Source organism: Pseudomonas reactans (assembly GCF_013387025.1).
Lineage (GTDB): Bacteria > Pseudomonadota > Gammaproteobacteria > Pseudomonadales > Pseudomonadaceae > Aquipseudomonas > Aquipseudomonas reactans.
On the sequence record NZ_JACAQP010000013.1, the window covers coordinates 102,596 to 126,643 of the forward strand.

Annotated in this window: 24 protein-coding genes; 15 read left to right on the top strand and 9 right to left on the bottom strand. The window is 61.5% G+C overall.

Going from position 1 to position 24,048, the window contains the following annotated elements; genetic code table 11:
* Positions 1 to 29 precede the first annotated feature (29 nt).
* From HX793_RS15610 to HX793_RS15670, 13 genes are all read left to right on the top strand, one after another.
* Entirely contained in the window at positions 30 to 1,295 is a 1,266-nt protein-coding gene (locus tag HX793_RS15610; RefSeq protein WP_177095295.1) for a glutamate-5-semialdehyde dehydrogenase, read from the top strand.
* Positions 1,295 to 1,939, top strand: a complete 645-nt coding sequence (nadD, locus tag HX793_RS15615) for a nicotinate-nucleotide adenylyltransferase (RefSeq protein ID WP_016978582.1) — start codon at positions 1,295 to 1,297, stop codon at positions 1,937 to 1,939. Before HX793_RS15610 ends, nadD begins: the two co-directional genes overlap by 1 nt.
* Positions 1,940 to 2,008: 69 nt before the next feature.
* Complete coding sequence (rsfS, locus tag HX793_RS15620) at positions 2,009 to 2,503, top strand: ribosome silencing factor (RefSeq protein WP_003237041.1); 495 nt, start codon at positions 2,009 to 2,011, stop codon at positions 2,501 to 2,503.
* A gap of 9 nt (positions 2,504 to 2,512) precedes the next feature.
* Positions 2,513 to 2,980: a 23S rRNA (pseudouridine(1915)-N(3))-methyltransferase RlmH gene (gene rlmH / locus HX793_RS15625; RefSeq protein ID WP_003176297.1), complete on the top strand. Its 468-nt coding sequence runs from the start codon at positions 2,513 to 2,515 to the stop codon at positions 2,978 to 2,980.
* Between the two features lie 15 nt (positions 2,981 to 2,995).
* Positions 2,996 to 4,894 carry a penicillin-binding protein 2 gene (gene mrdA / locus HX793_RS15630; protein WP_177053685.1) on the top strand — a complete coding sequence of 633 codons (1,899 nt, stop codon included), beginning with the start codon at positions 2,996 to 2,998 and terminating at the stop codon, positions 4,892 to 4,894.
* Between the two features lie 31 nt (positions 4,895 to 4,925).
* The gene (gene rodA / locus HX793_RS15635) at positions 4,926 to 6,029 is read left to right on the top strand and encodes a rod shape-determining protein RodA (RefSeq protein ID WP_050572452.1); all 1,104 of its coding nucleotides are present in this window, start codon (positions 4,926 to 4,928) and stop codon (positions 6,027 to 6,029) included.
* A 17-nt stretch (positions 6,030 to 6,046) separates the two neighbouring features.
* Positions 6,047 to 7,057, top strand: a complete 1,011-nt coding sequence (gene mltB, locus HX793_RS15640) for a lytic murein transglycosylase B (RefSeq protein ID WP_095013648.1) — start codon at positions 6,047 to 6,049, stop codon at positions 7,055 to 7,057.
* On the top strand, positions 7,057 to 8,055 hold the full coding sequence (locus HX793_RS15645; protein ID WP_016978586.1) for a septal ring lytic transglycosylase RlpA family protein: 999 nt from the start codon (positions 7,057 to 7,059) through the stop codon (positions 8,053 to 8,055). The genes mltB and HX793_RS15645 overlap by 1 nt, the downstream gene beginning before the upstream one ends.
* Positions 8,056 to 8,235: 180 nt before the next feature.
* Positions 8,236 to 9,393, top strand: a complete 1,158-nt coding sequence (locus HX793_RS15650) for a D-alanyl-D-alanine carboxypeptidase family protein (RefSeq protein WP_016978587.1) — start codon at positions 8,236 to 8,238, stop codon at positions 9,391 to 9,393.
* An 84-nt stretch (positions 9,394 to 9,477) separates the two neighbouring features.
* Complete coding sequence (locus HX793_RS15655; protein WP_010206784.1) at positions 9,478 to 9,753, top strand: DUF493 domain-containing protein; 276 nt, start codon at positions 9,478 to 9,480, stop codon at positions 9,751 to 9,753.
* Positions 9,753 to 10,400 (top strand): lipoyl(octanoyl) transferase LipB, encoded by a 648-nt coding sequence (gene lipB, locus HX793_RS15660; RefSeq protein WP_016978588.1) that lies wholly within the window; start codon positions 9,753 to 9,755, stop codon positions 10,398 to 10,400. The genes HX793_RS15655 and lipB overlap by 1 nt, the downstream gene beginning before the upstream one ends.
* A gap of 26 nt (positions 10,401 to 10,426) precedes the next feature.
* Positions 10,427 to 11,428 (top strand): lipoyl synthase, encoded by a 1,002-nt coding sequence (gene lipA / locus HX793_RS15665; protein WP_017735632.1) that lies wholly within the window; start codon positions 10,427 to 10,429, stop codon positions 11,426 to 11,428.
* Between the two features lie 181 nt (positions 11,429 to 11,609).
* Positions 11,610 to 12,527 (top strand): S66 peptidase family protein, encoded by a 918-nt coding sequence (locus HX793_RS15670; RefSeq protein WP_177053683.1) that lies wholly within the window; start codon positions 11,610 to 11,612, stop codon positions 12,525 to 12,527.
* Positions 12,528 to 12,652: 125 nt separating this feature from the next.
* Here HX793_RS15670 and HX793_RS15675 read toward each other — a convergent pair whose 3' ends face one another.
* From HX793_RS15675 to leuS, 5 genes are all read right to left on the bottom strand, one after another.
* On the bottom strand, positions 12,653 to 13,978 hold the full coding sequence (locus tag HX793_RS15675) for a lytic murein transglycosylase (protein WP_016978591.1): 1,326 nt from the start codon (positions 13,976 to 13,978) through the stop codon (positions 12,653 to 12,655).
* Positions 13,979 to 14,039: 61 nt separating this feature from the next.
* On the bottom strand, positions 14,040 to 14,204 hold the full coding sequence (arfA, locus tag HX793_RS15680) for an alternative ribosome rescue factor ArfA (protein WP_003176285.1): 165 nt from the start codon (positions 14,202 to 14,204) through the stop codon (positions 14,040 to 14,042).
* Positions 14,205 to 14,288: 84 nt separating this feature from the next.
* Positions 14,289 to 15,326, bottom strand: coding sequence for a DNA polymerase III subunit delta (gene holA, locus HX793_RS15685; RefSeq protein WP_177095293.1), 1,038 nt, complete (start codon positions 15,324 to 15,326; stop codon positions 14,289 to 14,291).
* A 39-nt stretch (positions 15,327 to 15,365) separates the two neighbouring features.
* Entirely contained in the window at positions 15,366 to 15,971 is a 606-nt protein-coding gene (locus HX793_RS15690) for an LPS-assembly lipoprotein LptE (protein WP_016978593.1), read from the bottom strand.
* Between the two features lie 88 nt (positions 15,972 to 16,059).
* Entirely contained in the window at positions 16,060 to 18,666 is a 2,607-nt protein-coding gene (gene leuS / locus HX793_RS15695) for a leucine--tRNA ligase (protein ID WP_177053233.1), read from the bottom strand.
* Positions 18,667 to 18,927: 261 nt separating this feature from the next.
* On the opposite strand from leuS, the gene HX793_RS15700 reads away from it, so the two are divergent.
* Together HX793_RS15700 and HX793_RS15705 are read left to right on the top strand one after the other, a co-directional pair.
* The gene (locus tag HX793_RS15700) at positions 18,928 to 19,245 is read left to right on the top strand and encodes a hypothetical protein (RefSeq protein WP_177095291.1); all 318 of its coding nucleotides are present in this window, start codon (positions 18,928 to 18,930) and stop codon (positions 19,243 to 19,245) included.
* 114 nt (positions 19,246 to 19,359) lie between these two features.
* Complete coding sequence (locus HX793_RS15705; RefSeq protein WP_177053232.1) at positions 19,360 to 20,121, top strand: YdcF family protein; 762 nt, start codon at positions 19,360 to 19,362, stop codon at positions 20,119 to 20,121.
* Between the two features lie 14 nt (positions 20,122 to 20,135).
* Here HX793_RS15705 and lnt read toward each other — a convergent pair whose 3' ends face one another.
* From lnt to HX793_RS15725, 4 genes are read right to left on the bottom strand one after another with little or no spacing between them, the layout of a single operon-like run.
* On the bottom strand, positions 20,136 to 21,659 hold the full coding sequence (gene lnt / locus HX793_RS15710) for an apolipoprotein N-acyltransferase (RefSeq protein ID WP_177059127.1): 1,524 nt from the start codon (positions 21,657 to 21,659) through the stop codon (positions 20,136 to 20,138).
* A gap of 8 nt (positions 21,660 to 21,667) precedes the next feature.
* The gene (locus tag HX793_RS15715) at positions 21,668 to 22,507 is read right to left on the bottom strand and encodes a CorC family transporter (RefSeq protein ID WP_065886853.1); all 840 of its coding nucleotides are present in this window, start codon (positions 22,505 to 22,507) and stop codon (positions 21,668 to 21,670) included.
* A gap of 41 nt (positions 22,508 to 22,548) precedes the next feature.
* On the bottom strand, positions 22,549 to 23,007 hold the full coding sequence (gene ybeY / locus HX793_RS15720) for an rRNA maturation RNase YbeY (RefSeq protein ID WP_010206771.1): 459 nt from the start codon (positions 23,005 to 23,007) through the stop codon (positions 22,549 to 22,551).
* Positions 23,000 to 24,004 carry a PhoH family protein gene (locus tag HX793_RS15725; RefSeq protein WP_016978598.1) on the bottom strand — a complete coding sequence of 335 codons (1,005 nt, stop codon included), beginning with the start codon at positions 24,002 to 24,004 and terminating at the stop codon, positions 23,000 to 23,002. Before HX793_RS15725 ends, ybeY begins: the two co-directional genes overlap by 8 nt.
* Between the last annotated feature and the right edge of the window lie 44 nt (positions 24,005 to 24,048).

The following is a 24,048-nucleotide window of genomic DNA, read 5'->3' on the forward strand; positions in this document are numbered from 1 at the left end:
GCTTTCCTCCCTGCCAAGACTCCCTGACCATGACTGAGTCCGTTCTTGACTACATGACCCGCCTGGGTCGCGCTGCCCGTCAGGCCTCGCGGTTGATCGCCCGTGCGAGCACCGCGCAGAAGAACCGCGCCCTGCTGGCCGCCGCCGACGCTCTGGATGCTTCGCGCTCCGAGCTGACTGCCGCCAACGAGCAAGACCTGGCCAACGGCCGCGCCAATGGCCTGGAACCGGCCCTGCTGGACCGCCTGGCGCTGACCCCGGCACGTATCGACGACATGATCGAAGGCCTGCGTCAGGTGGCCAAGTTGCCTGACCCCATCGGTGAAATCCGCGATATGCGTTACCTGCCGTCCGGCATCCAGGTCGGCAAGATGCGCGTGCCCCTGGGCGTGATCGGCATCATTTATGAGTCGCGCCCGAACGTGACCATCGACGCCGCGAGCCTGTGCCTCAAGTCCGGCAATGCCACCATCCTGCGTGGCGGTTCCGAGGCGATCAATTCCAACCGCGCTATCGCCGCGTGCATCCAGCAGGGCCTGGCCGTGGCCGAGTTGCCCGCCGAAGTGGTGCAAGTGGTGGAAACCACCGACCGTGCCGCCGTGGGCGCGCTGATTACCATGCCTGAATTCGTCGACGTGATCGTGCCGCGCGGTGGCAAGAGCCTGATCGAACGCGTCAGCCGCGATGCCAAGGTGCCGGTCATCAAGCACCTGGACGGCGTGTGCCATGTCTACATCGACATCGCCGCCGACATCGACAAGGCGATCCGTATCGCCGACAACGCCAAGACCCACCGCTACGCCCCGTGCAACACCATGGAAACCCTGCTGGTGCACATCGGCATTGCCGAGCGCGTGCTGCCGCCGCTGGCTGCCATCTACCGCGACAAAGGTGTGGAATTGCGCGGTTGTGAGCGTACCCGTGCGCTGCTGGGCGCGGACGTGATCGAAGCGACGGAACTGGACTGGTACACCGAATACACGGCGCCGATCCTGTCGATCAAGCTGGTCGACGACCTGGACGAAGCCATCGAACACATCAACACCTACGGCTCCAAGCACACCGACGCCATTGTTTCCGAGCATTTCAGCGATGCCCGGCGTTTCCTCAACGAAGTGGATTCCGCTTCGGTGATGATCAACGCCTCGACGCGGTTTGCCGACGGCTTCGAGTACGGCCTGGGGGCGGAGATCGGTATTTCCACCGACAAGCTCCACGCCCGTGGCCCGGTTGGCCTGGAAGGCCTGACCAGCGAGAAGTACGTGGTGTTCGGCGATGGTCATGTGCGCACTTGATGGGTAAACGCATTGGGCTGCTCGGCGGTACCTTCGACCCCGTGCACATCGGCCATTTGCGCAGCGCCCTGGAAGTCGCGGATGCCCTCGCGCTGGACGAGTTGCGTGTGATGCCCAACGCTCGGCCGCCCCATCGCGATACGCCGCAAGTGTCGCCGCAGCAGCGCCTGGAAATGGTGCGCCTGGCGGTGCAAGGCATATCACCGTTGGTGGTGGACGACCGCGAGCTCAAGCGCGATAAACCGTCCTACACTGTTGACACCCTGGAACTGATACGCGCCGAGTTGGCCGTGGATGACCAGTTGTTTCTGCTTTTGGGCTGGGACGCATTTTGCGGCCTGCCCTCTTGGCATCGCTGGGAGGAACTCCTCCAGCATTGCCACATCCTGGTTTTGCAACGCCCGGATGCCGACAGCGAACCGCCGGATGCCTTGCGCAACCTGCTGGCCGCGCGGTCGGTAAGTGACCCCTTGGCCCTGACCGGGCCGAACGGGAATATTGCATTCGTCTGGCAGACCCCGCTTGCGGTGTCCGCCACCCAGATCCGTCAACTGCTGGCCAGCGGTAAGTCGGTACGTTTCCTGGTGCCTGACGCGGTCCTGGCCTACATCGATGCGCACGGGCTTTACCGTGCGTCGAACTGAAAAGGCGCGCTTGAACGCACGAATCAATGTGCAGCGAGCGCCCGAACATACGAGCAAAACGAGTTTTATATGACGAACAAAGACGTAAGCAAAGTTAAGCGCAAAGGCACCTTCAAAAGCGCCCCGCTGCCGGTAGAAGCCCACGTTGGCCCAGAACTGGCCGGCGAAGAGCTGGTAAAAGTCGCCGTGGCTGCCCTGGAAGACGTTAAAGCCCAGGACATCCAGGTGCTGGACGTGCGCGACAAGCAGAGCATCACCGACTACATGATCATCGCCACCGGTACCTCGAACCGCCAGATCGGCGCGATGCTCGACAAGGTCCGTGAAGCCGTCAAAGCCCAAGGCGTCAAGCCACTGGGTGAAGAAGGCAAGGGCGACAGCGACTGGGTGCTGCTGGACATGGACGACGTGATCGTTCACATGATGACCTCCAACGCCCGTCAGTTCTACGACCTGGAGCGTCTGTGGAAAGGCGCCGAGCAGAGCCGTGCCGCCGATGGCAAGCACCACAGCCCGGAAGTGGGCCACGCGCACTTCGACAAGCTGAACAAAGACCAGGAATAAGGAACGGCTGTGCGCCTGCGTCTGATCGCTGTCGGTTCACGCATGCCCAAGTGGGTGGAAGAAGGCTGGCACGAGTATGCCAAGCGTCTGCCCGCTGAGCTGTCGCTTGAACTGGTGGAAATACCGCTTAACACCCGGGGCAAGAATGCCGATGTGGCGCGCTTTATCCGTCAGGAAGGCGAAGCCATGTTGGCCAAGGTCGGCCCCAATGAGCGCATCGTCACCCTCGAAGTGCACGGCAAACCCTGGAGCACCGAGCAGTTGGCGGTGGAACTGGATCGCTGGCGCCTGGATTCGCGTACGGTCAACTTCATGGTCGGCGGCCCCGAAGGGCTGGCGCCGGAAGTCTGTGCGCGGGCGGATCAGCGTTGGTCGTTGTCGGCGCTGACGTTGCCGCACCCGTTGGTACGGATTCTGATCGGTGAACAGCTATATCGCGCCTGGACAGTTCTGTCCGGGCACCCTTACCACAAATAATCTGCGCCCCTCCCGATGACCCAACCGATCCGCATCAAGGACCACGAGAAAGACGCACGTCTCGTACGCGCTCGCGTGGTGTTTGGCGCAATTGCAGTGGTGGTGTTGTTGGGTGTACTGATCGCGCGCTTGTATTACCTGCAGGTGATCCAGTACGACTATCACTCCACCCTGTCGGAAAACAACCGGGTGCATGTGCAACCGATTCCGCCAACCCGTGGGCTGATTTTCGACCGTAATGGCGTGGTGGTCGCGGATAACCGGCCCAGTTTCAGCCTGAGCATGACCCGCGAGCGTTCCGGCGACTGGCAGCAGATCCTCGATGTGATCGTCGAGGTGCTGCAATTGACGCCGGAAGACCGGGTGATCTTCGAAAAACGCATGAAGCAGGGGCGCCGGCCGTTCGAACCGGTGCCAATCCTGTTCGAGCTGACCGAAGAACAGATCGCGCGGATCGCGGTGAACCAGTTCCGTCTGCCGGGTGTGGAAGTGGTGGCGCAGTTGGTGCGGCATTACCCGCAAGGGCCGCACTTTGCCCACTCCGTTGGCTACATGGGGCGGATCAACGAGAAAGAGCTGAAAACCCTCGATCCGGTCAATTACAGCGGCACCCACCATATCGGCAAGACCGGCATCGAGCGCTTCTACGAGCCGGAGTTGCACGGCCAGGTCGGTTACGAAGAAGTCGAGACCAACGCCCGTGGCCGCGTGCTACGGGTGCTCAAGCGTACCGACCCGGTGCCGGGCAAGGATATCGTGCTGAGCCTGGACATCAAGCTGCAGGAAGCTGCCGAGATGGCCCTGGGCGGTCGTCGTGGCGCGGTGGTTGCCCTGGACCCGAAGACCGGCGAAGTGCTGGCGATGGTCAGTCAGCCGAGCTTTGACCCCAACCTGTTCGTGACCGGCATCAGCTTCAAGGCCTACGCCGAATTGCGTGATTCCATCGACCGGCCACTGTTCAACCGCGTGCTGCGCGGCCTGTATCCGCCGGGATCGACGATCAAGCCGGCGGTGGCGATTGCGGGGTTGGACGCGGGTGTGGTCACGGCCTCCAGCCGAGTCTATGACCCCGGCTACTACATGCTGCCCAACTACGATCACAAATACCGTAACTGGAACCGCACCGGTGATGGCTATGTCGACTTGGACACCGCGATCATGCGCTCCAACGACACCTATTTTTACGACTTGGCGCACAAGCTGGGGATCGACCGCCTCTCTGCCTACATGGGCAAATTCGGCCTCGGTCAGAAAGTCTCGCTGGACATGTTCGAAGAGTCGCCTGGCCTGATGCCGTCGCGCGAATGGAAGCGTGCGACCCGCCGCCAGGCGTGGTTCCCGGGTGAAACCCTGATTCTTGGTATCGGCCAGGGCTATATGCAAGCCACGCCGCTGCAATTGGCCCAGGCCACGGCACTGGTCGCCAACAAAGGCATCTGGAACCGTCCGCACCTGGCCAAGACCATCGAGGGCGAGAAGCCTTTGGACGAAAACCCGATCCCGGACATCGTGCTGCGCGACCCGTCCGACTGGACCAAGGTCAACCACGGCATGCAGCAAGTGATGCACGGCGCCCGTGGCACCGCGCGCAAGGCAGCCGTTGGTGCGCAGTACCGCATCGCCGGCAAGAGCGGTACCGCCCAGGTCGTGGCGATCAAGCAGGGCGAGAAATACGATCGCACCAAGGTTCAGGAGCGTCATCGGGACCACGCCTTGTTTGTCGGCTTTGCGCCGGCGGACGACCCGAAAATCGTGGTGGCGGTGATGGTCGAGAACGGCGAGTCCGGTTCCGGCGTCGCGGCGCCTGTGGTGCGCCAAGTGATGGACGCCTGGCTGTTGGCCGACGACGGCAGGCTCAAGCCCGAATATGGTGGCCCCCCTTCAAGCACCGAGGTTACGGCCCGTGAAGAGTAATTTTGACCGCATCCTCTCCAGCGAAGATGTGATGCGTCGCCGTGCGACGTTGCTGCAACGCATGCACATTGATGGCCCGTTGCTGATCCTGCTGCTGACCCTGGCGGCCGGCAGCCTGTTCGTCCTGTATTCCGCCAGCGGCAAGAACTGGGACCTGCTGATCAAGCAGGCCTCGTCGTTCGGCCTGGGCTTGTTGTCGATGGTGGTGATCGCTCAGCTTGAGCCGCGCTTCATGGCGCGTTGGGTGCCGCTAGGCTATGTGGCCGGCGTGTTGCTGCTGGTGGTAGTGGACGTAATGGGCCACAACGCCATGGGCGCGACCCGCTGGATCAACATTCCGGGGGTTATTCGCTTCCAGCCGTCGGAATTCATGAAGATCCTGATGCCGGCGACCATCGCCTGGTACCTGTCCAAGCGCACCTTGCCGCCGCAACTCAAGCACGTGGGGATCAGCCTGATCCTGATCGGCATACCCTTCATCCTGATCGTGCGCCAGCCTGACCTTGGCACGTCGCTACTGATTCTTGCCGGCGGTGCGTTCGTGCTGTTCATGGGCGGTTTGCGCTGGCGCTGGATCCTCAGCGTGCTGGCCGCCGCCGTGCCCGTGGCCATCGCCATGTGGTTCTTCTTTATGCACGACTACCAGAAGCAGCGGATCCTCACCTTCCTTGACCCGGAAAGTGACCCGCTGGGCACCGGCTGGAACATCATCCAGTCGAAGGCGGCCATCGGTTCTGGTGGAGTATTTGGTAAGGGTTGGTTACTGGGCACTCAGTCGCATTTGGACTTTTTGCCGGAAAGCCATACCGACTTCATCATTGCGGTGATGGGCGAAGAGTTCGGCCTGGTGGGCATTTGCGCGCTGTTGCTGATCTATTTGCTGTTGATTGGTCGAGGCCTGGTGATCACCGCCCAGGCGCAGACACTGTTCGGCAAATTGCTGGCGGGTGCCTTGACCATGACTTTTTTTGTTTACGTTTTCGTCAACATCGGTATGGTCAGTGGCCTGTTGCCGGTGGTTGGGGTGCCGTTGCCATTCATTAGCTACGGCGGAACTTCGCTGGTGACATTGCTGTCAGCGTTTGGGGTTTTGATGTCGATTCATACGCATCGCAAATGGATCGCGCAGGTTTGAATAAGGTGAAGATGTCAATGCAAGTAATGCGCGGCTGGGTGACTCGGCACGCGTCCTGGATGGGCCTGATTGGCCTGCTGGGCGCAACGCAAGAGGCGCAGGCCGGTGACTACGATGGTTCACCCCAGGTCGCCGAGTTTGTCGGTGAAATGACCCGCGACTATGGTTTCGCCGGTGAACAACTGATGGGCGTGTTCCGCGAAGCCCAGAAAAAGCAGGCGATCCTTGACGCCATCTCCCGCCCTGCCGAACGTGTGAAGCAGTGGAAGGAATACCGCCCGATGTTCCTCACCGACGCCCGCGTGGCGCGGGGTGTGGACTTCTGGCGCCAGCACGAAGCGGTGCTGGCCCGCGCCGAGCAGGAATACGGCGTACCGGCCCAGGTGATTGTCTCGATCATTGGCATCGAAACCTTCTACGGGCGTAATACCGGCAGCTACCGGGTGATCGACGCCTTGTCGACCCTGGGCTTCGATTACCCGCCGCGCGCTGACTTCTTCCGCAAGGAACTGCGCGAATTCCTGCTGCTGGCCCGCGAAGAGCAGGTCGACCCGCTGACGCTTAAAGGCTCCTATGCCGGTGCGATGGGTTTGCCGCAGTTCATGCCGAGCAGCTTTCGCGCCTACGCGGTGGATTTTGATGGCGACGGGCATATCAACATCTGGAGCAACCCCGACGATGCCATCGGCAGCGTGGCCAGCTACTTCAAGCGCCACGGCTGGGTGGCCGGCGAGCCGGTGGTGATCCGCGCCGATGTCACCGGTGACCGCGCTGATGAAGGCCTGACCCAGGGCATCGAGCCGGCCAAGACGGTCGGGGAGTTGCGGGCGCTGGGCTGGTCGAGTCAGAATGCGCTGCCGGATGATATGCCGGTCACGGCGTTCCGCCTTGAAGGCGAAAACGGCCCGGAATACTGGATGGGCCTGAAGAATTTCTACGCAATCACGCGTTATAACCGCAGTGTGATGTACGCCATGGCCGTGCATCAGCTGTCAGACATGCTGGTCCAAGCACGGGGCAACAAGTAATGCGGGCATCGCCGTTCAATCAACCGCTCAAGCTGGTGGCGTTCGCCGCGTTGTCCCTGCTGGTCGTCAGTTGCTCCACCAGCCGTGGCCCGGCGCCGAAGTCCGGGGGCGCGGTTGTCCGTTCCCAGCCGGGCCTGGACATCAACCGCGCGCACAAAGACGGCGCGCCGTGGTGGGACGTCGACGTGTCGAAGATCCCGGATGCCACGCCGACCCTGCACACCGGTCCGTACAAGGCCAACCCCTACACCGTGCTGGGCAAAAGCTACTTCCCGCTGCAGGAGTCCAAGACCTACGTGCAATCGGGTACGGCGTCCTGGTACGGCACCAAGTTCCATGGCCAGAACACCGCTAACGGCGAAGTGTATGACCTGTACGGCATGAGCGCGGCGCACAAGACCTTGCCGCTGCCCAGCTATGTGCGCGTGACCAACCTGGACAACAATCGCACAGTGATCCTGCGCGTGAACGACCGTGGCCCGTTCTACTCGGACCGCATCATCGACTTGTCCTACGCCGCCGCGAAGAAACTCGGTTACGCCGAAACCGGCACTGCGCGTGTGAAGGTTGAAGGTATCGACCCGGCGCAGTACTGGGCCCAGCGTGGCAAACCGGCACCGCTGATGCTCAACGAGCCGCAAACCCAACAGCCGCAAGTGACCGCCTCTACCGGCAAGATCGAGCAGTGGACGCCGCCGCCGGCGCAGCACGCGCCTGACACGGTGGTCGTGCCCCATGCCGCGCCTGGCGCTTCCATGGCTGGCGGGCAATACCTGCAGGTCGGCGCTTTCGCCAACCCGGATGCGGCAGAACTGTTAAGGTCCAAGCTCAGTGGCATGGTCAACGCGCCGGTGTTCATCAGCTCCATCGTGCGTAACCAGCAAACCTTGCACCGTGTGCGCATGGGCCCGATCGGCTCGCCGGGCGAAGTGGCACAGGTACAGAACAGCGTACGCATGGCCAACCTGGGGCAACCCAGTGTGGTCACGGCGGAATAATAGAGAATTGATGGTTCAGGCTCGTGCGCGGGCTCGAACCCTGGTTGTTGGCTCGTTGAACAATAAAAACCCAGGGGCAAGGGGTGAGCGGGCAACCGAACACGTGACAGTCTGGCAACGGGCTGTCTGAATAAGTTTTGCCCGCGAGGGCAAGTTTCCATAAGCAATTTCGAGAGACGGATGAACATCACCACCTTAGCCAAACGCACGTGCCTGCTTCTTTCGCTGATCATCACCCCGGCCGCCTGGGCCGTTGAAATGGTGCCGGCTTCCCCGCAACTGGCCGCCAAGTCCTGGGTCCTCATGGATGCCGCCAGTGGCAACGTGCTGGTCGAGAGCAACGGTGACCAGCGCCTGCCGCCGGCCAGCCTGACCAAACTGATGACCGCCTACATCGCGACCCTGGAAATCCGTCGCGGCCAGATCGGCGAGAACGACCCTGTCACCGTCAGCGAAAACGCCTGGCGTACCGGCGGTTCGCGGATGTTCATCAAGGTCGGCTCGCAGGTCACCGTAAGCGACCTGCTGCACGGCATCATCATCCAGTCCGGTAACGACGCCAGCGTCGCCCTGGCCGAGCACATTGCCGGCAGCGAAGACGCATTCGCCGACATGATGAACAAAACCGTGGCCGACCTGGGCATGACCAACAGCCACTTCATGAACCCGACCGGTCTGCCGAACCCTGAGCACTATTCGTCGGCTCACGACATGGCGATCCTGGCGCGCGCGATCATCCGCGTCGACCCGGTGCACTACGCGATCTACTCCCAGAAGGAATTCTTCTGGAACAACATCAAGCAGCCTAACCGCAACCTGCTGCTGTGGCGCGACAAGACCGTCGATGGCCTGAAAACCGGTCACACCGACGAAGCCGGCTACTGCATGGTGTCGTCCGCAGTGCGTGACGGCCAGCGCCTGATCGCCGTAGTCTTCGGCACCAACAGCGAGCAGGCCCGTGCGGCCGAGACGCAAAAACTGCTGACCTACGGTTTCCGTTTCTTCGAAACCCAGACCTTCTACCAGAAGGGTGCTGAGCTGGCGACCGCGCCGGTGTGGAAAGGCGCGACCTCCCAGGTCAAAGCCGGCCTGGCCGACGACCTGACCCTGACCATGCCTAAAGGCCAACTGAAAAAGCTCGCCGCCAGCATGACCCTGAACCCGCAATTGGTTGCCCCAATCGCCAAGGGTGATGTGATCGGCAAGGTCGAAGTCAAGCTGGACGACAAAGTGGTGCACAGTGCCGACCTGATCGCACTGGACGCCGTTGACGAAGGTGGTATCTTCCGCCGCGTCTGGGATAGCATCCGTCTATTCTTCTACAGCTTGTTCAACTGATAGTGTGCACCTGCAAAGCCCCGTGTTGATCCGACGCGGGGCTTTGCCCGTCGCCACGGCTTACGCTTACGAGGCCGTTACGCCATGACCGATAAAGAAGTAAAGGCGCCAAAGATCGAATTCCCGGTGGTGGACTACCCCATCAAGGTGATCAGCGATACCGGTGTCGGCCGTAAAGACCTGATCCTCGAGATCGTGCGCAAACACGCAACGATCAACGATCAGCGCGTGGATGAGCGCTCCAGCTCAACCGGCAAATACACCACGATCCAGTTGCACATCGTTGCGATCGATCAAGACCAGCTCTACAACATCAACAGCGAACTGCGGGCCACCGGCTTCGTGCACATGGTGCTGTGATGTCTCACGTCCTGGGCTTTCGCGAGCTCGGCCGGATGGACTACGAGCCCGTCTGGCACGCCATGCAGCGGTTCACCAATGAGCGCGGCACCACGGCTCCCGATGAAATCTGGCTGGTGGAACACCCGCCGGTCTTCACTCAGGGCCAGGCCGGCAAGGCCGAGCATCTGCTGCTGCCGGGGGATATTCCGGTGGTGCAGGTCGACCGAGGTGGCCAAGTGACTTACCATGGCCCCGGACAACTTGTCGCATACCTGTTGCTGGATGTGCGCAAGCTGGGGTTTGGCGTACGCGACCTGGTCAGCCGCATGGAGACATGCCTGATCGAGCTGTTGGCCAGTTACGGCGTGACCGCCGCGGCCAAGCCTGATGCACCGGGTGTGTATGTCGACGGCGCGAAAATCGCCTCCCTGGGGCTGCGGATTCGCCACGGCTGTTCCTTTCATGGCCTGGCCCTGAATGTGGACATGGACCTGGCCCCGTTCCGGCGGATCAACCCGTGTGGCTATGCCGGGTTGGCGATGACGCAACTGAGTGACCATGCTTCACCGATTAAATTTGCCGAGGTGAGTGCCCGGCTGCGTGCGCAGCTCGTCAAACACCTCGACTATGCTGAGCAGACGACCCTTACGGGCGGAATCGACTGATTATGACTACTGATGCAGTGCAAACCATGATCCCGACGGTGGACGTTACCGACCGTCCGGCCCCGGCCCCGCGTGCCAAGGTGGAAGCCGGCGTCAAGCTGCGCGGCGCCGAGAAGGTTGCACGCATCCCGGTGAAGATCATTCCGACCACCGAACTGCCGAAGAAACCTGACTGGATCCGCGTGCGTATCCCGGTTTCGCCGGAAGTCGACCGTATCAAGGCCCTGCTGCGCAAACACAAATTGCACAGCGTGTGCGAAGAAGCGTCCTGCCCGAACCTGGGCGAGTGCTTCTCCGGCGGCACCGCGACCTTCATGATCATGGGTGACATCTGCACCCGTCGTTGCCCGTTCTGCGACGTCGGCCACGGCCGTCCGAAGCCACTGGACGTCAACGAGCCGGAAAGCCTGGCCATCGCCATCGCCGACCTGCGCCTCAAGTACGTGGTGATCACCTCGGTAGACCGCGACGACCTGCGCGACGGCGGTGCCCAGCACTTTGCCGACTGCATCCGCGAGATCCGCAAACTGTCGCCGAACGTGATGCTCGAAACGCTGGTGCCGGACTACCGTGGCCGCATGGACGTAGCGCTGGAAATCACCGCCGCCGAGCCGCCGGATGTGTTCAACCACAACCTGGAAACCGTGCCGCGTCTTTACAAGGCCGCGCGTCCGGGTTCGGACTACCAGTGGTCGCTGACCCTGCTGCAGAAATTCAAGCAGATGATGCCGCACATCCCGACCAAATCCGGCCTGATGCTGGGCCTGGGCGAGACCGACGAAGAAGTGATCGAAGTCATGAAGCGCATGCGCGAACACGACATCGACATGCTGACCCTGGGCCAGTACCTGCAACCGTCCCGCAGCCACTTGCCGGTGCAGCGTTTCGTGCACCCGGACACCTTTGCCTGGTTCGCCGAGGAAGGTTACAAGATGGGCTTCAAGAATGTGGCGTCGGGCCCGCTGGTACGTTCCTCGTACCACGCGGACGAGCAGGCCAAGCTGGTCAAGGCGAGCCTGGTTTCGTAATACAGACCTGGATAACACCGCTGGTCCAATGTGGGAGCGGGCTTGTGTGGGAGCCGGGCTTGCCCGCGATGCAGACGCCTCGGTACAACAGATGCACCGAGGTGATGCCATCGCAGGCAAGCCAGCTCCCACACAAGCCCGCTCCCACATTTGGTTCCGCGTTAGCCAAGGAGAGTTGTGGATGAGCATTGCCGTACCTGCCTTGCGGTCCGAAGGCACCATCGCCCTGATCGCCCCCGCCGGCCCCGCCACCCTGGACGTCGAAAAAGCCGGCCAGTGGATGCGCACTCGCGGCTACGACCTGCGAATCTTCCCCGGCGTCTATGAACGCGACGGCTACCTTGCCGGCAGCGATAAAACTCGCCTCAACGATCTCCACAAAGCCTTTGCCGATCCCGACATCGACGCCATTTTTTGCCTGCGCGGCGGTTACGGTACACCACGCCTGCTCGACAGCCTGGATTTCGGACTGCTGCGCGCCAACCCCAAGCCATTCGTAGGTTACAGCGACATCACCGCGTTGCACTTGGCCATCAGTCGCTACGCTGGTTTCGTGACCTTCCACGGTCCGATGCTCAACGCCGACCTGTTGGGTGACAAGCAGCCACCTACCGAGTCTTCATTGTTCAGCATGCTTCGCGGTCAACTAGGTGCTGGCAGCGTGCTGGCGCACCCCGCAGCCTACCCGCTGACCATCATCGAACCTGGCATCGCCTGTGGACGTCTGCTGGGTGGCAACCTGTCGATGATCGCGGCAGTCATGGGCACGCCCTTTGAGATCAATGCAGAAGGCATCATTCTGCTGATCGAAGACGTCAACGAGCCGATCTACCGCATCGACCGCCTGCTGACGCACCTGCGGTTGGCGGGCAAGCTGGCGCAGGTTGCCGGCGTACTGGTGGGGGATGTGGCGGGGGTGGACAGTGCCGCGCTGGAGCGACTGCTCAAGCAGACCTTCGAGCCGTTGCGCATTCCGGTGCTGTCCGGCTGGCGCAGTGGGCATTGCGATCCGAACCTGACGCTGCCGATGGGTGCACTGGTGCGGTTGGATGCGGGGGAGCAGCGGTTGGTGTTGGAGCAGGATGTGGTCTTTAAATAGCTGTTGCCTGTGATGCCGCTTTCGCGAGCAAGCCCGCTCCCACATTCAACCGAGTTCCAACTTTGGAATGCAGTCAAATGTGGGAGCGGGCTTGCTCGCGAAGATGGTAGTCGCCATACGCAAATCTAACGGTTCTGCAGCGACTCCAGCAACTTCACCGTCGGATACCCATCCGCCGGCCAGCCCAGCGCTTGCTGCGCCGCACGAATCGCCTTGCGCGTATTGGCGCCGATAATCCCGTCCGGGTTGCCTGCGTCATAGCCATTGGCGCTCAAGGCCGTCTGCAGGTCGATACGCTGCGAGCGGCTCAATGGCCGCTCATCCTTCGGCCAGTCGCCACGAATCACACCACCACCACCGAAGCGTTCCGACAAGAGTCCAACCGCCAGTGCGTAGGACGACGAGTTGTTGTACTTGAGGATCGCGCGGAAGTTATCCAGCACCAGGAACGCCGGGCCACGATAACCTGCGGGCAGCAGCAGGGCGGCGGACAGTTGGTCGACATTTGGCGGCATACTCGCGCCAAAGGGCAGTTGGATGCCAAGTTTCATCCACTCGGCAACGGTTTTGCGGATGCCACCATCGGCCAGCGTGTAATCGAAGTTCGCCGGCAGTTGTTTTACCTCGAAACCCCACGGCTGGCCCTTCTGCCAGCCGGAGCTTTGCAGGTAGTGCGCGGTGGAGGCGAGGGCGTCGGCCGGGCTGTTCCAGATGTCGCGACGACCGTCGCCATCGAAGTCCACGGCGTGGGTGTTGTAGGTGGTCGGGATAAACTGGGTCTGGCCCATGGCGCCGGCCCAGGAGCCTTTCATCTGGTCGGCTTGAATGTCGCCGTGCTGGATGATTTGCAACGCGGCCAGCAATTGCGCCTGGGCAAAGGCCGGGCGACGGCCTTCGTAGGCCAGGGTCGCCAGGGAACGGATCACCGAATTATTGCCTTGGAACTGGCCGAAGTTGCTCTCCATGCCCCATACCGACACCAGCGCCTGGCGGTCGACGCCATAACGCTGCTCGATGCTTTGCAGGATATCGGCGTACTTGATCAGCAGCGCCTGGCCATTACGTACGCGCAGTGGCGAGAGGGCGCCGTCGAGGTATTCCCACACCGGGCGGGAAAACTCCGGCTGGCTGCGGTCGGCACGGATCACCGCCATGTCGGGGGTGACATTGGCGAAGGCGTTATCGAATACGGCGGCGGTGATGCCCGCCTGCAAGGCTTGCACACGAAAGCCAGCCTGCCATTCGGCAAAGGTCTGGGTCGGTTGGATATCCAGATTGTCCACAGCCAGCGGGGCCACGACAGCGGGCGCTACCACAGGGGCGGTCTGGAGCTTGGGCAGGGGTTGAGCGTCGGCGGCGGTGGGTTTCTCCGCGCAAGCGACAAGCAGAATGAGGCTGGAGGCAGCGATCAATTGGCGAAAGTGCCAACGACGGGAAAGACTAGAGGGCATGCACAGGTCCAGGGATTACAAATCAGGTGCAGACCTTATCATGCCAGAGGGGCGCTTGCCTTCAGGCAGCCAGAAAGTAAGAAGCCTCCCAGCTATTAGACTGGAAGGCTTCGCGGCGGTAGCTGCCTTTGCCTTTGCCGGCGCGTTCTTGACGGCTGCGGAACAGTGGCTGGGCGATGATGGATTTGGCCTTGTTGGGGCCATGCTTGGATGGCTTTTTGCTCATGGTCGTTGCTCTCGATAGGTGGGATGAAGCGGTGCAAATCATCTGCCGATGTTGCGCCGCTGTAAAGCCCTTCGAGAGGTAGGACTATCCTGCCGGCAGTGTCAGGCGCTGGCCGGCCATCAACAGCGACAAACGGCTCAGGCTCATCCATGGCGAACCGGCGGCCTGGCCCTTGATCTGTGCGTCGATGCGCTGCGCCTCCAGCAAGAGTTGCGCCCAGCGTTGCGCCGAGTGCCGTTGCAGCGCTTTGCTCATCAGCGGTTTGCGCTTGTCCCAGACCGGCGGTCGAGCTTGGCTGAAGGCCTTGTCCAACGGCGTGCCCTGGCTGTATTGCAGGGCAATATTGGCCAGTACGCGCAGTTCCCGGGCCAGGGCCCAGAGAATCACCGGAGGCTCCACGCCTTCACCGCGCAGGCCTTCGAGCATGCGCAGGGCGTGGGCGGGTTCGCCATTGAGGATTGCATCCACCAGCCCGAACACATCAAAGCGCGCGCTATCCGCCACTGCGCCCTGGACGGTTTCGACGGTAATCTGCCCGTCTTCGGCCATCAGCTTGAGCTTTTCGATTTCCTGGGCGGCGGCCAGCAAGTTGCCTTCGACCCGGGCGGCGATCAGCTCCACCGCGTCCTGGGTTGCCGACAGCCCCGATTGGGACAAGCGCTGGCGGATCCATTGCGGCAGCTGGTTGCTGTCCACTGGCCAGATCTGGATGAACTGGGTTTGCGCTCCTTCCACCAGGGCCTTGCCCCATTTGGTTTTCTGCGCGCTGCCATCGAGCTTGGGCAGGCTGATCAACAGCACCGTGTCTTCGGCAGGTCGCGAGCAGTATTCCATCAGGGCGGCGGCACCCTTGTCCCCAGGCTTGCCCGAAGGCAGGCGCAGCTCTAGCAGGCGCTTTTCGGCAAACAGCGACATGCTCGCGCCGGCTTGCAGCAGCGTGCCCCAGTCGAAGCTGGCGTCGGCACTGAAGACCTGGCGTTCGTCGAAGCCTTGCTGGCGTGCAGCGGTGCGAATGGCGTCAGCGGCTTCCTGGCACAGCAGTGGGTCATCGCCGCTGACGATATAGACAGGCGCAAGGCCACCTTGCAGGTGTTTGGCGAGTTGGGCGGGAGCAAGTTTCATAGGCAGGGCGAACGGGGCGCTTGGCGCGCCCCGTCTGGCTTACTCGACAGGGACTTCAACAGGCGATTGTTTCGGCGTGTTGTCTTCGTACTCTTTGGCGGCTTTCAGCGCGTCAGCATCGGCCTTGGCCTTGTTGTCAGCCTGTTGCTGCAGGGCCTCCAATTGCACCGGCGTCAGCAGTTGCAGGCGCAGGATCATGCGCTGAACCAGCTCACGACGCATTTCCTTGCGCACCTGGACGATTTCCGAGTCCGAGCCCACCAGGTTGTTGCCATCGTGGCTCACGACCTTCTGGACCTGGATCTTGTCACCCATCAACGGCAGATTATCGCGGCCCTGGATTTGAAAGCTCAGCTCGGTGCTCAGCTCGATGTCCGACGCGCGGCCGGCGCTGGCATAGCTCAGGTTACGCTGGGTTTCTCTCTCATCGGCCAGAAACAGTTTGTAGGTTGCGCCGGTGTAAACGTGCACGCCGCTGTTTTCCAGGACCCGGCGCAACTGCGTTACTGTTTCGCCGTAGGCATTGCGGGCGCTGACGTCCAGTTCCTTGATCGCCAAGTCGTTGGTGCCGGTACCGCGCAGCTGGAAGCCGCAAGCGCTCAGCAGCACGGCAAGGCCCATCACCAGCAAATTGCGTTTGATCATTTTGTTGCTCCCCTTGAAACCATGTGGGCCTTATCGAGGCCCTGAAGGCTTTGTTCGGCGCAGGGTTTGAACCCTGCGCCCGATCCGATTAGCTAGCGACGATATTGACCAGTTTGCCAGGCACCACGATCACTTTGCGGATCGTCAGGCCTTCGGTAAAGCGCAGCACGTTCTCGTTGACGCGGGCAGCCGCCTCGACGTCTTCGCGGCTGGCGGTAGCCGGCATGTCGATCTGGCCACGCAGTTTACCGTTGACCTGGATCACCAGTTGCAGCGTGTCCTGTACCAGGGCGCTGTCATCCTGCACCGGCCAGCGCGCATCGATGACGGCATCGTTGTGGCCCAGACGGTTCCACAGGTCGTGGCTGATGTGCGGCGTGATCGGGGCCAGCAGCAGGGTGACCGTTTCCAGGCCTTCCTGTACCAGAGCGCGATCCTGCTCAGTGGCTTGTGGTGCTTTTTCCAGCACGTTCATCAGCGTCATCACCTGGGCGATGGCAGTGTTGAACTTGTGGTTCTGGCCCACGTCCTGGCTGGCTTGCTTGATGGCCAGGTGGGTGCTGCGGCGAATCAGTTTCTGCTCGTCGCTCAAGGCGGCCACGTCCAGCTTGCCCGGCAGGCCCTGGCTGATGTGGGCGTGCGCCAGGCGCCAGACGCGCTTGAGGAAGCGGTGCGAGCCTTCGACGCCGGAGTCGGACCATTCGGCGCTCATGTCAGGCGGCGAGGCGAACATCATGAACAGGCGGCAGGTGTCGGCACCGAACTGGTCGATCATCGACTGCGGGTCAACGCCGTTGTTCTTCGACTTGGCCATCTTCTCGGTGCCACCGATTTCCACCGGCAGACCGTCGGCGATCAGCTTGGCGCTGATGACCTTGGCTTTGCTGTCGCGCTCAAGCTCTACGTCAGCCGGGTTGAACCAGGTGTAGGCACCATTGGCTTCGCGACGATAGTAAGTCTCGGCGACCACCATGCCTTGGGTCAGCAGGTTCTTGAACGGCTCATCGGAGCTCACCAGGCCTTCGTCACGCATCAGCTTGTGGAAGAAACGCGCGTACAGCAGGTGAAGGATGGCGTGTTCGATACCACCGATGTACTGGTCAACCGGCAGCCAGTGGTCGGCTGCGGATTTCTCTACCAGGCCACCCTCGTAGTGCGGCGAAGCGTAGCGGGCGTAGTACCAGGAGGACTCGACGAAGGTGTCCATGGTGTCGGTTTCACGCTTGGCAGGCTGGCCGCATTTCGGGCAACTGCACTCGTAGAACTCAGGCATGCGTGCCAATGGCGAACCGGCGCCGTCCGGCACCACATCTTCCGGCAGGACTACCGGCAGTTGGTCTTCCGGTACTGGTACGTCGCCACAGCTTTCGCAGTGGATGATCGGGATCGGGCAGCCCCAGTAGCGCTGGCGGCTGATGCCCCAGTCGCGCAGGCGGAACTGAGTGCGCGAGGCGCCCAGGTTTTTCTTGATCAGTGCAACTTCCATAGCGTCGAAGGCGCCCTGGAAGTCCAGGCCGTCGAACTCGCCGGAGTTGATCAGGGTGCCGTGCTCGCCGTAGGCGTCTTGCCACGGGGCCGGGTTGGTATCACCCGAGCTGGTACGCACCACGGATTTGATCGGCAGGCTGTACTTGGTGGCGAATTCGAAATCGCGCTCGTCGTGCGCCGGCACTGCCATTACGGCGCCATCGCCGTAGTGCATCAGCACGTAGTTGGCGACCCATACCGGCAGCTTTTCACCGGTGAGCGGGTGCTCGACGAACAGGCCAGTTGGCAGGCCTTTTTTCTCTTGGGTGGCGACGTCGGCTTCGGCCACGCTGCCGCCTTTGCATTCGGCGATGAACGCCTGCAGCTCAGGGTTGTTCTGTGCGGCTTGGGTGGCCAGCGGGTGCTCGGCGGCCACGGCGACGTAAGTCGCTCCCATTAAAGTATCCGGGCGGGTGGTGAAGACTTTGAGTGCGCCCGCTTCGCCGATCGAATCGACGTTGTACGGGAACTGCACTTCCATGCCCTTGGACTTGCCGATCCAGTTGCGCTGCATGGTCTTGACCTGTTCAGGCCAGCCCGGCAAATCGTCGAGGCTCGACAAGAGTTCATCCGCGTAGGCGGTGATCTTGAAGTAGTACATCGGGATTTCGCGCTTTTCGATCAGCGCGCCGGAACGCCAGCCGCGGCCGTCGATCACTTGTTCGTTGGCCAGTACGGTCTGGTCCAGCGGGTCCCAGTTCACGGTGCCGCTTTTCTTGTAGATCACACCTTTTTCGAACAGGCGGGTGAACAGCCATTGTTCCCAGCGGTAGTAATCCGGCTTGCAGGTGGTCACTTCGCGGGACCAGTCCACCGCCAGGCCCAGGCTGCGCAGCTGGGTCTTCATGTAGGCGATGTTTTCGTAGGTCCACTTGGCGGGGGCCACGTTGTTTTTCATCGCGGCGTTTTCCGCCGGCATGCCGAACGCGTCCCAACCCATGGGTTGCAGGACGTTCTTGCCCTGCATGCGCTGGTAACGGGAAATCACGTCGCCGATGGTGTAGTTACGCACGTGCCCCATGTGTAGCTTGCCGCTGGGGTAAGGGAACATTGATAGGCAATAGAAAGTCTCCTTGCCTGGCTGTTCACTGACTTCAAAGGACTTTTGCTCGTCCCAGAAGGTTTGGGCGGCATTTTCTATTTCACGGGGCTGATATTGTTCGTGCATGGCTACTTTTGAACTGAATAGGGGTGGCCTAATCCTCTTCGGTGCAACGTTCAGGTTGATCGACACCAAAAAGCGGCGCGTCCGTGCCCAAACCCTGCGGGAAGTGGAGTTACAGGAAGCGCCGTAGCATACATGACCCCACTCTATCGAGGGAAACCCTGATTGCGCAGGCAGGGCCGTCTGTCGCGGCGCCAGGCGCGCGCAGCCACGAGGACTACGCTGTTTATTGGGGAGCAAGTCTTTCTTCAATGAGGTGAGGGGATGGTTGAATCGCAAAGAATCGTATCGAAACCGGATGTCTACGAAGGACTGATCGACCGCTTGGGTCGTGCATTGGATGCAGCGAGGACAGCAGGCCGATTGCGTAATGAACGGCCTGTGGAGTTGGAACTGCGCGGTCTGAGCCTCGCGGAGCTGGAACTGATCAAGGCGTATCTGGAAAGGAATGGGCGCAGTGCGCCTCCTTGGGTGGCAACCCCGCCAATCAAGGAGCCTACGCACTCAGCCAAGGTGGTGTGGCTCAAGGACTTGTCGGCCGGTCGTGGCCCGGAAAAGCTCCGGTCCGCCCGCTACAAGTAATTCACTGCCCCCTGGACGGCTTCACCACGCCGTTTCACTGTAAAGCATGTCACCGTAAAGATTGTCGCTAAACCCCGTTACACCTTAGGCTTCGGGCATCTTTGGAGATGCCCGATGCCTATTCGTTATTTCATCAAACAACTGCTCCTGCCGCCCGGCATTCTCTTGCTGTTGCTGGCGCTTGCCTGGTGGTTTCGCCGTAGTCGCCCGCGTTTGGCGGCGTGCTTCTTTACCCTGGGTTTTGGGGGGATGTGGTTGATCAGCTTGCCAGTCATGGTGGAGTGGGGCGCTCGGGCCCTGGAAACCGAACCGGCGTTGGCGCGGGAAGACTGGTCGACGTTGGCCCAGCGCGCCGACGCCATCGTGGTGCTGGGCTCCGGGCGCGAGCGCGGTGACCCGGCCTGGGGCACCGACCAACCGACGGGAACCGGCCTGGAGCGCCAGCGCTACGCCGCACGACTGGCCAAGGCTTCCGGCTTGCCGGTGCTGACCAGCGGCGGCCTGCATTACGGCACACCGCCCAGCGAAGCGGAGTTGATGGCAGTGTCGATGCAGGATGACTTCGGCGTGACGGTGCGCTGGAAGGAAGAGCGCAGCCGAACCACCTGGGAAAACGCGCAGATGAGCGCAGAGATTCTCTTGCCTGAGGGCATCAAACGCGTGGTGGTGGTGACACAGGCCTGGCACATGTCGCGTTCGGTGTGGAGCTTCGAGAGAGCCGGGTTCACTGTGGTGCCTGCGCCGGTGGGCTTCCTGGGCGTGGACAACGCTCGCCCACTGGGTGGCTGGATGCCGGAGTTCGTATCAGTGTGGCGCAGCGGGCAGTTGATCAACGAAGCGGTGGGGCAGTTGGGTTATCGGTTGTTCTACCGATAACCCCGTCGCGAAACCTACAGGGTTTTCGACATCCGACCCGCGAGCAGCGCCCAGCCAAACAAGCCAAGGCACACAATGATCAACGGCCACGAACGCCATTGCAGGTACGGCGTGAGGTTGTGCATCGGCACCACTTCGCCGTAGAGGATCCCACGTTCGAATTGCGGGATCTGCGCGGTGATCTGCCCAAACGGGTTGATCAAACCGGTCACGCCATTGTTGGTGGCCCGGATCATCCAACGACCGGCCTCCAGTGCACGCATCTGCGCCATTTGCAGGTGCTGCAACGGGCCGATGGAGCGGCCGAACCAGGTGTCGTTGCTGATGGTCAGCAGCAAATCGCTCTGGGCCGACAGGCCAGCAGCGAACTCCGGGTACACCACTTCGTAGCAGATGAACGGCGCAATCTGATAGCCCTTGGCCTGCAGCATAGCCTGGTCGGACGGTCCGCGAGCGAAGTCCGACATTGGCAGATCAAAGAACGCGATCAGGCCGCGCAGCATGTCCTGCAGCGGCACGTACTCGCCAAAGGGCACCAGCTTCTGCTTGAGGTAGGTGCCGTCGCCTTCGCCAACCACGGTGATGCCGTTGAAGTAGCGTTTCTGGTGATGCACTTCCTGGCGGATTGGCACGCCGGTGATCAGTGCGGTGTGCCGGTCGGCGGCGAATTTGCCCATCATGCCCAGGTAGCCTTCGACAGACTCCTTGAGCACCGGCACGGCAGTTTCCGGCCACACCAGCAGGTCGACGGGCTTGGAGCTGAAGCTCATGTCGCGGTACAGCGCGAGCTGTGCGTTGAGCTGCTCCGGGTCCCATTTCATGCTTTGTTCGACGTTGCCCTGGAGGGCGGCCACGGTCAGTGGCGCACCGGAGGGGCTGGTCCAGGCGTGATGCTTGAGCGCCAGGCCGATGGCCCAGGGCGCGACCAGCAACACCAAGCCTGCGCCGATAAATGCGTTGCGCTTGCCGGCCAGCAGACGCGGCAGGTTGCACAGCAGCGCTGCCGTCAGTGCCAGGGCAAAGGAGATCAGCCACATGCCGCCCACTGGGGCCAAGCCCGTCAGCGGGCCGTCAAGCTGACTGTAGCCGGAGTACAGCCACGGGAAACCGGTGAGGAACCAGCCGCGAAACGCTTCCTGGCCCACCCACAACGCAGCAAATGTCAGTGCATCCGCCAACGGCGCTTCGTTACGACGCAGCCAGCGCGCCCATAACCAGGCGGGCAGGGCGAAGAACCAAGCGATGGCGGCGGTAAACAGCAGCATCAGGAAACCCGCCAACAGCACCGAAGCGCCGCCGAAGTGGTGGATGCTGTAGTAGATCCAGCTGGTACCGGCGCCGAACAGGCCGAAGCCGAAGCACCAGCCACGACCCAATGCCTGGCGCGGGCTCAGGTCCCGCAGCCCGACATAGAACAGTCCGACCGCCACCAGCGCAAACGGCCACAGGTCGAACGGCGCCAGCGCCAGGGTGGTGATGGCGCCGGCCACCACGGCCAGCAAATTACCGGGCCAGCCGGGGCGGGTTAGGCGCTGCATGTCATTCCTTAGCGGGCAATAGGTGTCAGGCGGATCAGATGGATACGACGGCTGTCCGCATTGAGGATGCGGAAGCGATACGCGCCGATCTCGGTGGTCTCGTTACGTTTTGGCAGATGGCCAAACGCACTCATCACCAGGCCGCCCACGGTATCGAACTCGTCGTCGGAGAATTCGCTGTCGAAGAACTCGTTGAAGTTCTCGATCGGCGTCAGTGCCTTGATCAGGAAGTCACCGCTGGGCAGCGGCTTGATGTAGCTGTCTTCTTCGACGTCGTGTTCGTCTTCAATGTCGCCGACGATCTGTTCCAGCACGTCTTCAATCGTCACCAGGCCGGCCACACCGCCGTATTCGTCAATCACGATGGCCATGTGATTGTGGTTGGCGCGGAATTCGCGCAGCAACACGTTCAGGCGCTTGGATTCGGGCACGAAGGTGGCCGGACGCAACAGATCTTTGATATTGAAGTTGTCGCCGTTCTCCTTGAGGATCAGCGGCAGCAGGTCCTTGGCCAACAGGACACCCATGACGTCGTCATGGCTTTCACCGATCACCGGGTAGCGCGAGTGCGCTGAGTCGATCACGGCCGGGAGGAATTCCCGTGGGGTCTGGGTCGCCTTGATGCTGATCATCTGCGAGCGCGGGACCATGATGTCGCGTACTTGCAGGTCAGCCACCTGGATGGCGCCTTCGACGATGGCCAGCGCTTCGCTGTCCAGCAACTTGTTCTGATGGGCCTCGCGCAGCAGCTCAAGCAGCTCCTGGCGGTTTTTCGGCTCGTGGGCAAAAGCCTGGGTCAATTTACCCAGCCATGACTTCTGCCCGTTGCTCGATCGGTCTTCGCTCATAGCGATTACTCTGAATCCTTTATTGTTACAGTTGAGTGTTTTTAAACTTCGTCGTCGGCATACGGGTCCGGATGACCCAATTCTGCAAGCAACGTTTGTTCCAGTGTTTCCATTTCCTCGGCTTCGTCATCGTCTATATGGTCGTAACCCAAGAGATGCAAGCAGCCGTGGATGACTAGATGGGCCCAATGGGCCTCAAGTTCCTTGCCTTGTTCCTTCGCCTCGCGCTCCACCACGGCGACACAGATGACCAGATCGCCCAACAGCGGGATATCCAGCAGTTCATCCGGTACGTCGGCAGGGAAGGACAACACGTTGGTCGCGTAGTCCTTCTGGCGCCAGGTGTGATTCAGTTCGCGGCCCTCGGGCTCGTCCACCAGACGAATGGTCAGCTCCGAGTCGGCGGTGCGCTGGCGCAAGGCCAGGGCGCACCATTGGCGGAACTGGGCTTCACTGGGGGCGGGCGCATCGGTGGCCAGCTGCAGGTCAAGCTCAAGCATCGCGGCGAACGTCCTTGGACAGCCCGTCATCGCGGTGTTCGAAGCGCTCGTAGGCTTCGACAATGCGCTGTACCAGCGGATGGCGCACCACGTCCTTGGGCGAGAAGTGCGTGAAACTGATGCCCGGCACGTCCTTGAGTACTTCAATCACATGGCTCAAGCCCGACTTGGTGCCCTTGGGCAGGTCAACCTGGGTAATGTCGCCGGTGATAATGGCTGTGGAGCCGAACCCGATGCGGGTCAGGAACATCTTCATCTGCTCGACGGTGGTGTTCTGGCTTTCGTCGAGGATGATGAAACTGTTGCTCAAGGTGCGGCCGCGCATGTAGGCCAGTGGGGCGATCTCGATCACCTGGCGCTCGATCAGCTTGGCCACGTATTCGAAGCCGAGCATCTCGTACAGCGCGTCGTAGAGCGGACGCAGGTACGGGTCGATCTTCTGGGCCAGGTCACCGGGCAGGAAGCCGAGTTTTTCGCCGGCCTCTACCGCTGGGCGCACCAGCAGGATGCGGCGTACTTGCTCACGCTCCAGCGCGTCGACCGCACAGGCCACGGCCAGGTAGGTCTTGCCGGTACCGGCGGGGCCGATGCCGAAATTGATGTCGTTACCCAGGATTGCCTTGACGTACTTCTGCTGATTCAAGCCCTTTGGGCGAATCATGCCTTTTTTGGTACGCAGGGCCACGCTGGCTTCAGCGACTGGGTTATTGGCCAAGTCTTCCACAGCCGATTCCTGCAAATACAGGTGCACGATTTCTGGCGACAGCTCGCTACCCTTGGTTTCGCGGTAGAGACGGCGCAGCAGGTTTTCTGCGGATTTAGTGTGCAGGGCTTCACCAATGAGCTCGAACTGATTGCCGCGATTGCGGATCTCGATGCCCAGGCGTTGTTCGATCAGGCGCAGGTGCTCGTCGAACTGTCCGCACAGGTTGGCGAAACGGAGAGCCTCAAAGGGCTCGAGGATAAAACGATGGGGTTCTGCTATGGGTGCGTTCAAGGTCGCTTTTAGCCGCCCTTTGGCTGTTGAGGTGAAATAGAGAA